This window comes from Halobacillus halophilus (genome assembly GCF_020171985.1).
Classification (GTDB): Bacteria; Bacillota; Bacilli; order Bacillales; family Halobacillaceae; genus Halobacillus; species Halobacillus halophilus_A.
Genome location: NZ_JAIVAL010000004.1, coordinates 202,887 through 218,515 on the forward strand (window position 1 = coordinate 202,887; position 15,629 = coordinate 218,515).

Consider the following 15,629-nt stretch of genomic DNA (forward strand, 5'->3'; position numbering starts at 1 on the left):
TGATTCTATGAATATCAGCGAACTTGAAGTCAAGAATCTACATAAAGTTGCCAATTGGCTTTATCATATGAACGAAATAGACCACCACTATGTCGCCTGGCTGGCATCGGATCCTAACGAAATTTTCGAACAAATCTGGACACTCACTCAGTTCAAGGAACCTTTGGCTTACGTAGCATGGGAGGGAGAAGAAATCATTGGATTTCTTGGTATTCTGCCGTTTTTCGAGCAAAAACTTTGCCGTTTACTGGGACCATTCGCTACAAAAGAACACCAGGCAGTAATTGAAAGCATGTGGGAGAAAGCTTCTGTCACTATGCAGCTACACTTCGATGTGGTGAAGGTCGCCTGCTTTGAATCTAATCATCACCTGCTGGCTTTTACAAAACGTCATGATTTTGAATTATACAATGTAGAAAAAACGCTGGCAGTTCACCGAACGAACTTTGCCCCTTCCCACATGGAAAGTCATTCCATCACAGCCATGCATCAAGATGATTTTGAGGTTATTGATAAATTGCACCCCAAAGCCTCGTATTATACGACAGAAGAAATGATTCAGTTATCCAGACAATCCGGGAATCAACTCTGGGGTTACCAATTAGATGGTGAAATAGCAGGTTACTTGTATTTTGAAACGATTCTTGAGGGTCATGAAGGGGAAATATGTTTTGTGAACGTCAATAAACATGAACAAGGCAGCAGGATCGGAACGGAATTGATTGAACACGCACTGCAATACGCTTTTCACGCTCTCCATTTAGACGTAGTCACCCTCTCCGTTCGCACGCAGAATGAACAGGCGGAAAACCTTTATAGACGCTTTGGATTTAGAGAAATCAATACCATCCATGCCTATCAAAAGACCATCGAAAAACAAAAACCGCCGGTCCTTAACATTTTCCACTAAATATTTTTCATATTCTTTAAGGAGGGAAACTTTGATGGAGAAAGTGATTAGAAACGCTTTAAATTCAATTGGAGATCAGACTCCTATTGAATCCATGAAACAAGTGAGCGGAGGAGATATCAATCAGTCTTATTACATCAAGACAAGCAAACAACCTTATTTTATTAAAGGCAACGAAGGGGTTCCTTCTCACTTTTTCAAAGTAGAAGCCGACGGACTCGAGCGAATCCAAAAAACCGGTACGATCCATGTTCCACAAGTTCATTATTATGATGAGCCGGAAAATGGCGAAAAAGGCGTGATCGTTATGGATTGGATCGACCAAGGCGGTCAAGCCTCCCCTGAAGAGTTGGGAAGGAACCTGGCCCTTATGCATAAAGAAACGGCTGATCAGTATGGACTCGGGCATTCCACTTTTGTAGGGGAACTGGACCAGCCTAATGATTGGAAAACTTCCTGGCTTGAATATTACAGGGACTACAGACTTGCTCCCCAGCTTCATTTAGCCATCCAAAATGGTCGGGCTTCCGCAAAAAGACGTTCGAAACTTGAGACATTGTTAGAGAATCTTGATCAATGGATCCCAGAGAAACCTGAGGCATCACTTCTTCACGGAGATCTTTGGGGCGGCAACTGGATGTCAGATACAGAGGGTCGTCCTTACCTTATCGATCCTTCCGTCCTGTATGGAGATCATGCATTTGAACTCGCCTTTACAGAATTATTTGGAGGCTTCCCTTCTACTTTTTACAAGGCTTACGAGCAGACATTCCCGCTTCCTTCCAACTACGAAGAGGTCAAACCGCTTTATCAACTCTTTTATTTGCTCGTTCATCTTAATATGTTCGGAGAAAGTTACGGTAGCAGCGTTGATCGAATCCTGAATCACTATACAGACTAAGACCAGCTTGGATTTCACGTTAGTCTAACTAGGAAAAACGCGAGATACGTTTGTTGCAGTAAATATTTCTTATCCAACCGACTGGCCCAAAAGGCCAGTCTTTTTTTCAATACGGCTAACCCCACTCTTCCTTCCTTATAAAGGACAAGCTGCTTGTTAAAGTTCTCTTTTTCTGAATAAGACCATTCGTTTTTAAAATAACCGGCGATATGCTGACAAACATTGACATGGGATCCCCGAGTCGGTTTATGTTTAAGAAGTTTTTTCAAATTAAACTCATAGTTATCCAGTAATTGAGCCTTTGATTCATGCTTATGATTTGCAGCTATTTTTCCCAATACCTTCAATAGCTCAGGTTGAAAGGACATCAACAAATATTTTTGACGTGCGTGGAAAGTCTGAAGCGAATATCTCCCTAATATCACTTTATGAAAATCATCTAAAACAAAGAGGGTAGTAAAAAAAGGTTCATCATAGCCCTGTAGAGTATCCCTCATTCTCTTCTGCAAACATGGAATACTTGGAATCGAGCTTCCCAAAATGCCATCACTCACAATATACCCCTCCTAAATCTTTCTATTGCTTAAAAGGATTCCCTCCCTAATTTGTCGAATTAACCTATATAAGGAACTAATCCTCCCTCTGATTGCCTATTGGTTTTTGTCGCTATACGTATTAAAATATAAAATGCTGCATATTTATTCTGGTTGCCCTTTATAAAATAAAGCTCTGTTAAATTAAGAATGGTTACATAGGATGAAATCGCCTTGATTTAAACAACTACAGGAAACAGATAGAGATATAGGGAATACTTCCCACTTTCGTTTTATTAGCGATGAATACCTGTCAGCAATAGACCTTCCTATTTTCAGAGCTAAAACTAATGAACGACAGGAGAGACATTGGATGAAAGCAAGAAATTTCAAACCATCATCACATTTACTTTTCATCATACCTTCTCTGATCGGTATTTTCCTATTTATGTACCCGATCGTGGATATCGAGGATGGAGCCGTTACGATTCCGATTGCCATTTTAGCTACCTGGCTGCAGGAGCTCCTTGGAAGCTATCTATCCCTCATTATGATGCTCATTATTTCTATTACGGCTATTGCCACCGTACTGGCAAAAATAGCAGGGCCAAACTCTTTGGACAAATACCCTTTTTTCAAATCTTTATTCCATGTACCTACTGTTTGGGTTGTAACAAGAGTGCTGGGGATGATATTTGCTATAATGGTCTACTTTCAAATCGGGCCACAGGCAATCATTTCTGAAAATACAGGCGGACTGCTGCTCGACTCGTTATTGCATGTATTATTCGCTGTCTTCTTATTTGCAGGCTTATTTTTACCCCTTTTATTAAACTATGGACTATTGGAATTATTCGGTACACTATTAACTAAGATCATGCGTCCTCTGTTCCGATTACCTGGCCGTTCTTCGATAGATTCCCTTGCCTCCTGGCTTGGCGACGGAACGATTGGAGTTCTGCTTACCAGTAAACAATACGAAGAAGGCTATTACACGAAAAGGGAAGCAGCCGTTATTGGTACGACATTCTCTGTCGTATCCATTACCTTTAGTCTGGTGGTCATCGAACAAGTCGGTTTAGCTGATATGTTCATTCCTTTTTACTTAACCGTTGCACTAGCTGGTTTCATTGCAGCTCTAATTATGCCAAGAATTCCACCTCTTTCACGCAAAATGAACACCTATGTGACGGAGGAAGCGGATGATATCAACGAAGAAGTTCCTGATGAGCATAACGTTTTCACCTACGGGTATGCTCAAGCTGTTAAGCGTGGAAGTAAAGCTAAAGGATTACCCGACTTCTTTAAACAGGGCGGACAAAACATTCTAGACATGTGGATGGGTGTAGCTCCCATTGTAATGGCACTTGGAACGATCGCTCTAGTCATCGCAGAATTCACTCCGTTCTTCACATGGCTTGGAATGCCTTTCATTCCGTTACTGGAATTAATGCAAATCCCGTCAGCTCAAGCAGCTTCCGAAACTATTCTTGTAGGATTCGCTGATATGTTCTTACCTGCCATTATCGGAGCTTCGATTGAAAGCGAGATGACACGGTTTATTATTGCTTGTTTATCGGTTACTCAGTTAATTTATATGTCAGAAGTTGGCGGGCTGCTATTAGGATCAAAAGTCCCCGTGAACTTAACTGACCTGTTTATCATTTTTCTAGAGCGTACGATTATTACACTTCCTATTATTACACTTGTCGCTCATCTTCTTTTCTAATTAAATAGGCACCCAAAAAATAAACAAAAGTCTCAGAGTACTCCTATATACTCTGAGACTTTTGTTTTTAGCAGCAATTGTCATTGAGGCTGCGGCTTTCTTAATTTCTTAATAACCGCCTGGGCTGTACTCAAGCTAGAACGCGGGTTCTGACCAGAAATAAAGTGTTGATCAACTTCGACATGATCTTTATCAGGCTCTCCTACTTGAAAACTCGCTCCTTCTGCTTGCAGCTGCTCTTCAATTTTGAATGGAAGCATATTCTCAATTCCGGTTTCTTTTTCCTCTGCGTCTGTAAATCCAGTCATGGTTCTACCTCTAACAATCGCTTCACCATTATGGTCGGTCACACCAATCAATCCAGCTGACCCGTGCCCTACGGAAGCTATAATTTTTTTCTCGGTTAGAAAGTGTCTTAAAACGTGTTCTATCGTTTCATTATTGGGGAAATCCATAATAGCTCCGTGCCCTCCGCACAGGAACACACCTTCAAACTCACTTGGGTCAATTTCTGAAAGCATAGGTGTATTATGAATCGGCTCCATCACACCGTCCCAAACTCTCGGTAATTCATTACTATAGCTGTGAGGATCAATAGGAATTCTTCCGCCCTTTAAACTTGCAGCTACCACCTCGAATCCTGCTTCTTTAAATTCCGTTGCTGGTTCTACAAAATCTGATAACCAGAGACCTGTTTGGTGACCGCTTTCCAGTTGATCCACGTTCGTTGCAATCATTAAAATTTTAGTCATATTTCCTCATCCTCCTTGTGAACCTTTATAATTAGCCTTCCCCCATTGACCATTTTTCTTCCATATTCTTTATATAATAACTACTTTAAATCTTCATGTTGCTTATTATAGATAAGCTCCCGTTACTGGAAGACTCGATTTCGAGATAACTAGGTCCGATACGTTTGATTGAGGAAAGGACTGGTGGGGAAATGACTCGCTTTCCTATGGGGGAACGGTGAGCTTCCTCGCTCGTTTCACTCGCTGCGGGATCTCACCTAGTTCCTTCTCCCATGGGAGTCTCCCCATTTCCCCACCAGCCCAACTATAGGCAGAAAAACGGACCTTTTAAAGAAGAGGAATTGTTCATCACTCATTTCAGCAAACGCCTTTATATCAGCGTTTTCAATTGAAATGAAGCAAAAAGCAGGAATTAATTTCCTGATATCATGATAACTAAGAAGATATGATGCTAAGTGGTTTCGAGCCTCTTGTTAGGCCAGGTCCGGAGGGGGACGATGAAGACTCCTAGGTTAAAAGCGGAAGCACCTCGGTCAGCGGCGTATGGACTGGACTGAGCTGGCGGAGATAAAGAAAACACGAAGAGCGGAGCGATTCGATGTTGCCTTATCGTACAGAAGTGAGGGAAGTCTCACTAGCCGCTAGGTGCTGGATCTGGATAGCACTACATGTCGTTTAGGGCATGATTGACATTTGCAACGTCCTAAAGGGTAAGCAGGGGATAAACATGATCGGTGAGACCCCGGAAAGCTTTAGCTTGAGGAGGCTCAGCACATATAAGAAGTTCGACTAAGACCGCCACGTCTTGTGGCAACGTCGAACGACCCTGCGTCGTGCAGGGCCGGAAAGCGGAATCGTCCCCCGAAGGACCTTCCTCATAACCAATATCTCGAAACTGAGCCTTCCACAATCCGGCCCTTTAGTTTAATATCCTGCTTCTGAACAAACCTGTGGGCACGTTTGGTATGCAGTAAAAAAGTGCGAGCCCGTATAGGACTCGCACTTTTCAATCATTTATTAAGGTTGATAGTTAGAATCTTTATTAGAGTGCCTATGCCACCAATTCTTTATCAATTGGGTGCGTCCTTCGATTAAAGGCTGAGTCAATGTGCGGATTATACTGCTTGAAAGCAGGTAAACAATAAGCGCAGCTACAATAGCAAGACCAAGAATATCGAAAATAGATCCTACTTTAAACCATTCAGCCTGTCTGAAGAATTGGATGAAGAAACCGTGCAGTAAATATACGTACAAGGTTTTTCCACCAAGATAGGAGAAACGATATTCTTTTCCGGGCACCCAGGCTAATACACTAACTGTCATAACAGCAGCAAGCAGATACACCATTAAGCGGATTAAGCCGCCGAATTCCGGATTTCCCAAATCTGCATACGATTTAGAACCGAGCAGCCATCCTGAACTTACTTCCGGAAAAGCAGCGATAAGTCCAGCAGTTAAAGCCATCACCACAAGCCCTACTTCTCTTGCGCGCCGCGATCTAAACAATTGCACATGCTCTTTCGTCAGCCAGTATCCTGCCAGGAAAAACGGAAAAAATACAAATGTTCTGGATAAGCTGAAACTGTGGCCGATATCATTGAAGTACCCAACTACTAGCCCTACCTCGACCGCAATGGTAACTCCAATAATAGGCGGGATCTTTTTAAACCAGTACAAGAGAATATGCCAGCAGAATAAACTAAACAAAAACCAAAGCGACCAGTGAGGATAAAAAGGTCCATTGAGCCATCCGTCTTTTCCAATAAAGAAGAAATACCCCGTATAGGCAAGCTGGAAAATAAGGTAAGGCAATATCAGTTTTTTAGCCAATTGAATGATGTAATCTTTATGCCCTGACCCTTTGGCAAAAAAGCCGGCCAGGAAGATGAACGCAGGCATATGAAAAGTATAAATCCACGTATAGAGGGTGTACATAGGAACTGATCCATCAGTAAACGGCTGGATCAAATGACCAAACACCACTAAAAAAATCAGCAATAATTTTGCATTATCGAAAAACACATCACGCTTCATTCTTTTCACCCTTCGCTCTTCAAATTTCCTAATCTGAAAAATTGTCCTATTCTCTATTTATCACATTTTTGAAGTTTTGATACCGTTTTTATTATTTTTTAAACAAACTGTAAACTACCTGTCAATTCTGTCTCTTTTTTGTCATGGAACAAAGATACAAAAATCCTCTTCTGCACTTCATGCAGAAGAGGATAGACTCACGGTATTATTCAAATTCAATGGCCCAATTTCCATTTCTGAAAATCGGTTCAAACTCGCCTTCCTGAGTTTCTCCATCAATGTGCAACTCCGCAGAACCCATCATGAAGTCTTCATGAACCAGACTATCATTAACACCATGATGATCCATTTGTTGCTCATCAAATGAAGACCCGTCTTTAATATTAGTCGGATATGCTTTGCCCAATGCTAAGTGGCAGGAAGCATTCTCATCATAAAGCGTATTAAAGAAGATATGGCCGGACTTCGAAATTGGAGATTCGTTCGGCACAAGCGCCACTTCCCCTAATTGCTTCGCTCCTTCATCTGTATCAAGCAAGTGTTTCAAAGTATCCTCACCAGATTCAGCTGAATAATCAACTACTTTACCGCTCTTAAATGTAAGAGTAAAGTTCTCAATCAAATTACCGCCATAGTTGAGCGGCTTGGTACTAGTTACCTTCCCATCTACACCATATTTATGAGGCATGGTAAATACTTCTTCTGTCGGCATATTTGGATTAAACTCAGTGCCTTTTTGAGAAGTAGCTGAACCGCCATGCCAAATATGATCCTCCACTAACTCGATGGACAATTCTGTACCAGGAGCTTTATAGTGCAGTTTTTTATACTGCTTATTATTTAAATATTCACGTGCCTGGCGCAAACGTTCATTATGCTCATTCCAGGCTTCAATTGGATCTTCCTGATCAATCCGTGTAATCTGAAAGATTTGTTCCCATAGTTTGTCCTGGGCCTTTTCGGAAGAAAGCTCTGGAAATACTTTTTCTGCCCAGGCCTTCTGAGGATAAGCTACAATGCTCCATGTAGTTTTATCATTCATGATGTAATCGCGATATTTGGTAAGTGCCTGAGCACTGGCTTTATTTGCTTTGGCTACACGCTCTGAATCCACATCTTTTAATAAATCCGGATTCGGGCCATAAATTGAAAGTAGAGAATAGCCATCTGCGACCATCTCTTCCAGCCCTTCTGCTTTCCATTTAGGGAAGTTCTCAAGCACTTCCATTGGCGCATTTTTCATTTTGAGGTAACTTAATACTTCATCGCCCCACTCAACGTGAACGTCCTTCGCTCCTTTGCCATAAGCTTTCGCAGAAATTGTGCGCACAAGATCTGCTGCCTCAATCGGAGCGTTAATAATCAGCCCCTGGCCTCTTTGTAAATTAACTCCTTTTTTAAGGGCTAATTCTGCGTATTTTTCTAATTGCTTTTGATTTGCTGTCAAATTGATACCTCCCAAAATTGAGATTATCTTTATATTATTTCATATCTTCCATCCATTTCCTAATTAAATGCCGAATCTTGAATTGGAACTAGGCCACACATAATTCTTCTACTTATTTTTCTGCTTTTTCTATACTAAAAAACAAAAAGTGGGTTAGTTTATTTTTATCCAGGGTAGGAAATAGAAGTATTTAAACTAACTAAGAATGGTGATTTTATGGGTTTCTTTTACTATATTAGAAAATATTTTAAAATGTCGAAACGTCAGCGTAAGAGTGAGTTAAAATCCACCCTATGGTTTATGCCTTTATGGTATATAGTAGGAGCTGTCGGCCTTTCTGCTTTTACTTTTTATCTAGATTACATTGTGGATGTCAGCCTGTATTTGCCTGCTGCCATCGGGTTCAGCGGCCAGACCCTTCAGGTTCTTTTGAGTGCCCTTGTAGGAGGAGTGCTGACCCTGAGCGCATTTACCATTAACTCGCTGCTTGTAGCACTTACGACATTCAGCGGCCAGTTCTCTTCCAAAATGCTTGTAAACTTCGTAAGTGACCGGGCGACACAGCACGTACTGGGAATATTTAACGGGAGTTTCATATATGTACTTCTGAACTTCTTATACGTCACTCATGAAGAAGAAGAATATATCGTAGCTACCCCGGCTCTTTCTATTTTAACTGCCATAACAGCTGCGGTGACTTTTATTTATTTTATCAACCATACCACCACCTGGATGCAGGTTCATAACATCAGTTACAATATGAATTCGAAGTCAAAATCAGTTCAGGCTTCTTTAGAGAAAGAACTGGAGCCCTACCATCTTGAAAAGAACGTTGAGAAAGCTGAACTGCCTACAGAAGCAGACGGAAAGATTATCGAAGCCAATCAACCGGGCTATTTTCAAGTGGCTGATTTCTCCCGCCTCATTAAACAGGCTAAACGAGATAATAGCCTCATACGGTTTGATGTCAGAATCGGGGAATTCGTTGTAGCGGGTACGCCAGTGGTCACTTATTGGGAAAGTGAAGAAAAGGTGGACCCTGCTCGATATCTGAAATCTATTGAGATTGGAATTAAGCAAACTGAAATTCAAGACCTGGAATACGGATTAATCAAGCTTGCAGAGGTAGCCATTAAGGCTCTGGGGCATAACGACCCGCTAACGGTTACAAACACTATTCATCAGATTACAGACTTGTTAAAAAGTATTGGTCAATCCACGAATTTCTCTCCCTATCTTTTCGATCAGGATCAGGAACTTCGTATTATCTTAAATCAAAAGGATTTCAGATATTACCTTCACAAGGGATTTGCATCGATTCGCGAATACGCGAACCAAAATTCGGCCGTCATGACCGAACTGCTTACTATGGTAGCCCTGCTTAGTAAAACAATGGATCAGGCCGTCCACAAAGATTTATGGGAATTTGCACGCCAGACGATTCTAGGATTTGATAACTACAGCCTTTATGAAAATGATTGCCTTTATATTTTAGAACAACTATCCGTACTTGCCAAAAATACAGGCAACCAGAAAGATTATCTTTTTCTGCTCGAATACATGCTGGAAAGAGTCAGCTCTAAAAGCGCCTCTAAAGTACCGTCTTCTCTTTAGACGAACCTAAAAAAAGAAGCAGAGTGCAGATTAAGAGCTGCTCTCTGCTTCTTTTTCATTTTTAAACATTTCAATCGCCCGAACGCGCATGGTTTTATGATTAACCATTGGCTCAGGATAGTCTTCACCAATGACGCAATTGGCTTGCTCCTGGTCTTCCTCAGACATTTTAGCCGGGTCATGGATATACTTTTTATCAACATCTATTAATTCAGGCACCCATTCTTTAATAAAGCGCCCGTGAGGATCGAAACGTTCGGACTGTCTCGTAGGGTTAAATACCCGGAAATAAGGAACAGGATCTGTCCCTGTAGAGGCTGCCCACTGCCAGCCCCCAATATTAGAAGCCGGATCATAATCAATTAGCTGCTCTGCGAAGTATCTTTCTCCTTCACGCCAATCCATCAGCAAATCCTTGGTTAGAAAAGAAGCTACAGCCATGCGAAGACGGTTGTGCATCCATCCTGTCTCATTCATCTGCCTCATAGCCGCATCGATAATCGGAAATCCTGTCCGTCCCTCTTTCCATTGAGTGAAAAGATCTTCATCATAATTCCAGGGCAGTCCCTGATATTTCTCAACCATTTCTTCATCTCCGGCATTCGGATAAAAGTGATAAATCATATTGTAGAAATCACGCCACGCAAGTTCTGAAATATACGTTTCGACCCCTTCTGTATTTTTGCGGTAGTCCACTTGGTCATGAATTAAATGATAAACCGTTCGAATGGAAATAGCACCAGTTCTTAAGAAGCGGGACATCCTGCTTGTACCATCCACCGCTGGAAAATCGCGGTCTTTTTCATAATCATAAATCGCTTCATCCAGAAAATCATAAAAGTGATCAAGGGCATCGTTTTCGCCGACTTTATCAAATTCTCTTGTTGTCTTGCTGATTAAGTTTTTGTAAGCTTTGTAACCATCCTCAAACTCACCATTCTTGTCTACAGCAAGCCTGGACAATCGTTCATGATCTACTTTCTGGACAGCTGGCTTTTGCAGCTGCTTCCACTGTTTATAGTAAGGGGTGAATACTTTATAATATCCGCCGGTTTTTTTAGTTACTTCTTTTGCTCCGTGCATATGATGATCGATATAACTGAATACCTGAACGTCTGAATCGTTTAAATACTCTTTAACATCCTCATCTCTTTTCAGGCCAAAGCCTGACTCATCCCGGTTATAATAAACGGCTTCTACTTGATGTTTTTCAACCAGCTGAGCGAATGCAGTACTGATCTCCCCCTCAATAAAATGAATGACTAGCCCCTTCTCTTCTGCATCATCTACAAAAGCTTTCAAGGTTTGAAAAAAGTAGTCGTGCCGCGCAGTAAATTCCTCATTCAGGGCAGGATGGATATGAAAAAATAAAAGTATCACATCCTCATCGCCTGCATGTTCCAAAGCTTTATTTAGAGCTGTATGATCATTTAATCGTAAGTCTCTGCGAAACCATATCGCTCGAGTTGTCATGGCTGCCACTCTCCCTGTCTTATTCTATCTAATCTTCATTGTAACGAATGTCTGTTCCACCCTCACGTTTTAATAGGTCCGTTTTTCTTCCTATCGTTGGGTTGGTGGGGAAATGGCGAGACTCCCATGGGAGAAGGGACTAGGTGAGATCCCACAGGGAGTGAAACGAGCGAGGAAGCTCATGGTCAAAAGGAGGATCGACTAAAGTCGCCACGTCCTGTGGCAACGTCGATCGACCCTACGTCATGTAGGGCCATAGGAAAGTGTTCAAATGTGGCATCACCCCGAAAGACACGACCAGCATAAGCCGAGCATCAAAAGGGCGGTGGTCTTTCCCTCCGTTGATAAATGGCTTATGTCTCGAGTGTCTGAGTGATAGAACAAGACGTGTTATTTCCCCACCGACACTTGTCCATCTAACGTAAAGGACCCCTTTATCTCGAAACTGAGTCTTCAAGTAACGGGAGCTTTCCTATAAGATCAGCTTCGCTGCTTTTGTTAAATTACGCCATCTTCACGACAAATTATTCAAATAATAAGTCAATTAAGTTAATGTACTTATAGCTTCCTATTTCATTATTGAAGCTTACCAGCAGCCTTTACAACCGCTGTCAGGAAAAAAACAGGCTGCCGCTTATTTGCGGCAACCTGTCCACTTTTACTGATCAAATGTTTTCATTAATGTAGCCATCTCAATGGCTCCTGTCGCGGCTTCCCAGCCCTTATTGCCTGCTTTAGTTCCTGCACGCTCGATGGCCTGTTCAATCGTATCCGTTGTAACAATCCCAAAGATGACAGGAACACCGCTTTGTTGAGAAGCCTGAGAAACTCCTTTCGCAGCTTCTCCACATACGTAATCAAAATGAGGCGTAGATCCTCGAATTACCGCACCCAGAGTAATTATGGCATCGTAGTTACCTGTTTTCGCCATTTTCGAGGCTACAAGAGGGATCTCAAATGCTCCCGGCACATGAGCTGTTTCCACTCCGTCCAAATCCACTCCATGGCGCTTCAGAGCATCCAAAGCTCCTTCATACAGCTTACTAGTAATAAAATCATTGAATCTTCCTACCACAATACCAACTTTCAAACCAGTTCCTACTAAATTTCCTTCATAAGTCTTACCCATCTTATTCCGCTCCTTTTTTATAAATGAAACATGTGTCCCATCTTAGACTGTTTAGTTTTCAAATAAAGTTCATTTTCCTTACGGGATTTCATCTGAATGGGTACACGTTCCACTACTTCAAGATTGTACCCTCTAAGCCCGGAAATTTTTTTAGGGTTATTGGTAAGCAGATTAAGTTTAGAAATACCTAAATCTCTTAAGATTTGAGCTCCCACACCATAATCACGCAAATCAGGCCCAAATCCTAACTTCTCATTCGCCTCTACAGTATCAAGCCCCTCCTCCTGAAGCTTATACGCTCGAAGCTTATTCACAAGACCAATACCTCTGCCTTCTTGACGCATATATAACAGGACGCCGCTTCCATTCTCAGAAATCTGCCTCAATGCATTGTGAAGCTGCGGACCGCAGTCACAGCGATAAGAGCCAAATACGTCTCCCGTCAGACATTCTGAATGAACACGGACCAATGTTGGTTTCTCAGGATCAATTTCTCCTTTAACTAATGCAATATGTTCTTTATAGTCAATATCGTTCGTGTAAGCAATCGCTCTGAAGTCCCCATATTCCGTCGGTAAAGCAACTTCTACTTCTTTTTTTACATGATTTTCAATTCGATACCGATACTGAATTAAATCGGCAATCGTAATCATTGGAATATCGAATTCATCGGCCATTTCGCGTAAATCAGGAACTCTCGCCATCGTACCATCATCTTTAATAATTTCACAGATTACTCCAGCAGGCTTCGCTCCTGAGAGTTCCGCTAAATCTACGGAAGCTTCCGTATGACCAGCTCGGCGCAGCACGCCTCCTTCTTTAGCAATCAGCGGGAAAATGTGGCCAGGCTTTTGAAAGTCTGCGGCTGTCGCTTGAGGGTTCAGCATTTCCCTAATCGTAAGCGCCCGCTCATCAGCCGAAATACCGGTCGTCGTATCCTTATGATCAATGCTCACTGTAAAGGCTGTCTGGTTAGGATCCGAATTTTGATCCACCATCGGCATCAGTTCGAGATGATCGGCCAGGCCGCTGGTAACGGGTGCACACACCAGCCCGCGTCCATGCTTGATCATAAAGTTGATCATCTCCGTACTTGCGTATTCAGCAATTCCGACTAGATCCCCTTCGTTTTCACGGTCCTCGTCATCACAGACGATTACCAGTTTTCCCTGTTTCAATCTTTCTATGGCTTTTTCAATTGTATCAAACATTATTTCACCTTCTTTTCTAGGCAAAACCGTTATCAGACAAAAACTGTTTAGTCATTGTCGATTTCGGCTGCTCTGAGTGATCACCCTTTAAAAAATGGGCCACATACTTACCAATCATGTCACATTCTATATTCACACGATCTCCGGTTTCCTTTTGCCCGAGAACGGTATGTTCCATCGTATGAGGAATAAGGGAAATCGTCACGCGGCTGCCTTCTACCCCAAATACGGTTAAAGACGTTCCATCTACCGCAATTGAACCTTTATAAACAAAGTAATGAATAAGTTCTTCCGACATCTCAATTTCATAATATACCGCGTTAGATTCAGGTTTTTTTGAAACTATCGTTCCCGTTCCGTCAATATGGCCGGATACAAGATGACCACCGAATCTACCACCGGCAGCCATGGCCCGTTCAAGATTCACGGGACTCCCCTGCTTTAATTCACTTAGATTTGTAGCTCTATAGGTCTCAGGCATAATATCAAATTCTACGGAATGGTCTGTATAGCTGGTTACAGTTAAGCAGACACCATTGATTGAAATGCTGTCTCCTAACTTCACATCAGACAGCACTTTCTCCGCAGATATACTAAGTTCCAGAGACTCGGTTTTACTTTTAATAGAATGTAAAGAGCCGATCTCTTCAATAATCCCTGTAAACATTGCTCTCTCTCCTTCTTACAGAAACAATTTTTATATCTTCCCCTATTTGTTCATTTGATACAACCTGATAATCAGGGACGTTTTTCAATTCACTGATCCCCTCTCCTGCTACTGGAGAAGATGCGTCTTTTCCTCCAATCAGTTTAGGGGCGATATAGGTGATGGTTTCTTCTACTTTTCCAGCTCGAACAAAAGCATCCGCAATGGTTCCTCCACCCTCTACCAGTAAAGAAGTCACTTTGTGTTCTCCTAAATATTGCAGAGCCTGATGGATATCTATCTGGTCTACATCCTGTTGAATAACTCTAATATGGTCTAGCTCCTGAAGTTTTTGGACCATATTCTTTGAGGCATGCTTACCCGTAAAAATCCAAGTGGGAGCTTCCTGATTTTGAATAAGTTTAGAGGACAATGGAATCCTGAGCTTGGAATCGAAAACCACACGAATCGGATTTCTTCCTTTTCCTTCTATCCTTGTGGTCAATTTAGGATCATCTGAAAGGACTGTTTGAATTCCCACAAGGATGGCATCCGATAAATGACGATAGGTATGCCCGTCTTCCCGTGCTTCTTTTCCTGTAATCCACTGACTTTCACCTGTGCTTGTTGCAATCTTTCCATCTAAACTCATGGCCGCTTTCAAGCGTACATAGGGTTCCCCGGTCTGGATAAAGTGAAAGAAATCCTTATTGAGCTGATCCGCCTCTTCAGTTAAAACATTGGTTTCAACTTCAATGCCGGCTTCCCTCATCATATTTATACCTTTTCCTGAAACCTCTGGGTTGGGGTCATGGGAGGCTATAACCACCCTCTTAATACCGGCATCGATGATCGCTTTGGCACAAGGAGGGGTCTTACCGTAGTGGCTGCACGGCTCTAGCGTTACATAGATTTCTGCACCTTTCGCTTTTTCTCCGGCCATCTGGAGAGCATGCACCTCTGCATGAGCTTCTCCAGCTTTCACGTGTACGCCCAGACCTACCAGTTCATTATCGTTGATAACGACTGCTGCAACAGATGGATTAGGGCTGGTTTGACCTACTGTTTCGCTCGCCATCTGAATAGCTGTCTTCATATATCGTTCATCACGGCTCATGTTCCCGCCTCCTTACGATGAATAAAAAAATAAACCCTGAAGAAGACATACTTCCCCAGGGTTTATATTACTTTTGATTTGAATACGCCAAATAAACGGTACGAGTTCACTACTCTGGTACCTTGGCATGCTC

General features: G+C 42.1%; 13 protein-coding genes. 4 read left to right on the top strand and 9 right to left on the bottom strand.

What is annotated here, in order from left to right; translation table 11 throughout:
* Positions 1–7: 7 nt before the first annotated feature.
* Together LCM11_RS09515 and LCM11_RS09520 are read left to right on the top strand one after the other, a co-directional pair.
* Positions 8–910, top strand: coding sequence for a GNAT family N-acetyltransferase (locus LCM11_RS09515; protein ID WP_224894006.1), 903 nt, complete (start codon positions 8–10; stop codon positions 908–910).
* Between the two features lie 34 nt (positions 911–944).
* Positions 945–1,811, top strand: coding sequence for a fructosamine kinase family protein (locus LCM11_RS09520; RefSeq protein WP_224894007.1), 867 nt, complete (start codon positions 945–947; stop codon positions 1,809–1,811).
* Between the two features lie 14 nt (positions 1,812–1,825).
* Here the strand turns inward: LCM11_RS09520 and LCM11_RS09525 are convergent, their stop codons facing one another.
* Positions 1,826–2,365 (bottom strand): DUF1722 domain-containing protein, encoded by a 540-nt coding sequence (locus LCM11_RS09525; RefSeq protein ID WP_224894008.1) that lies wholly within the window; start codon positions 2,363–2,365, stop codon positions 1,826–1,828.
* Between the two features lie 352 nt (positions 2,366–2,717).
* On the opposite strand from LCM11_RS09525, the gene LCM11_RS09530 reads away from it, so the two are divergent.
* Complete coding sequence (locus LCM11_RS09530; protein WP_224894009.1) at positions 2,718–4,073, top strand: YjiH family protein; 1,356 nt, start codon at positions 2,718–2,720, stop codon at positions 4,071–4,073.
* A gap of 80 nt (positions 4,074–4,153) precedes the next feature.
* Here LCM11_RS09530 and LCM11_RS09535 read toward each other — a convergent pair whose 3' ends face one another.
* The 3 genes from LCM11_RS09535 to LCM11_RS09545 form a co-directional block, all read right to left on the bottom strand.
* Positions 4,154–4,825: a type 1 glutamine amidotransferase domain-containing protein gene (locus LCM11_RS09535; RefSeq protein WP_224894010.1), complete on the bottom strand. Its 672-nt coding sequence runs from the start codon at positions 4,823–4,825 to the stop codon at positions 4,154–4,156.
* Positions 4,826–5,842: 1,017 nt separating this feature from the next.
* Positions 5,843–6,859: an acyltransferase family protein gene (locus LCM11_RS09540; protein WP_224894011.1), complete on the bottom strand. Its 1,017-nt coding sequence runs from the start codon at positions 6,857–6,859 to the stop codon at positions 5,843–5,845.
* A 205-nt stretch (positions 6,860–7,064) separates the two neighbouring features.
* On the bottom strand, positions 7,065–8,306 hold the full coding sequence (locus tag LCM11_RS09545; RefSeq protein WP_224894012.1) for an aminopeptidase: 1,242 nt from the start codon (positions 8,304–8,306) through the stop codon (positions 7,065–7,067).
* 252 nt (positions 8,307–8,558) lie between these two features.
* On the opposite strand from LCM11_RS09545, the gene LCM11_RS09550 reads away from it, so the two are divergent.
* Complete coding sequence (locus LCM11_RS09550; protein ID WP_224894013.1) at positions 8,559–9,920, top strand: DUF2254 domain-containing protein; 1,362 nt, start codon at positions 8,559–8,561, stop codon at positions 9,918–9,920.
* A 30-nt stretch (positions 9,921–9,950) separates the two neighbouring features.
* Here LCM11_RS09550 and LCM11_RS09555 read toward each other — a convergent pair whose 3' ends face one another.
* The 5 genes from LCM11_RS09555 to ribD all read right to left on the bottom strand — a co-directional run bounded on the left by LCM11_RS09555 (position 9,951) and on the right by ribD (position 15,496).
* Positions 9,951–11,393 (bottom strand): cryptochrome/photolyase family protein, encoded by a 1,443-nt coding sequence (locus LCM11_RS09555; RefSeq protein ID WP_224894014.1) that lies wholly within the window; start codon positions 11,391–11,393, stop codon positions 9,951–9,953.
* A gap of 658 nt (positions 11,394–12,051) precedes the next feature.
* Complete coding sequence (gene ribE, locus LCM11_RS09560) at positions 12,052–12,522, bottom strand: 6,7-dimethyl-8-ribityllumazine synthase (protein WP_224894015.1); 471 nt, start codon at positions 12,520–12,522, stop codon at positions 12,052–12,054.
* 17 nt (positions 12,523–12,539) lie between these two features.
* Entirely contained in the window at positions 12,540–13,733 is a 1,194-nt protein-coding gene (locus tag LCM11_RS09565) for a bifunctional 3,4-dihydroxy-2-butanone-4-phosphate synthase/GTP cyclohydrolase II (protein WP_224894016.1), read from the bottom strand.
* Between the two features lie 16 nt (positions 13,734–13,749).
* Positions 13,750–14,400, bottom strand: coding sequence for a riboflavin synthase (gene ribE, locus LCM11_RS09570; protein ID WP_224894017.1), 651 nt, complete (start codon positions 14,398–14,400; stop codon positions 13,750–13,752).
* Entirely contained in the window at positions 14,381–15,496 is a 1,116-nt protein-coding gene (ribD, locus tag LCM11_RS09575) for a bifunctional diaminohydroxyphosphoribosylaminopyrimidine deaminase/5-amino-6-(5-phosphoribosylamino)uracil reductase RibD (RefSeq protein WP_224894018.1), read from the bottom strand. Before ribD ends, ribE (LCM11_RS09570) begins: the two co-directional genes overlap by 20 nt.
* Between the last annotated feature and the right edge of the window lie 133 nt (positions 15,497–15,629).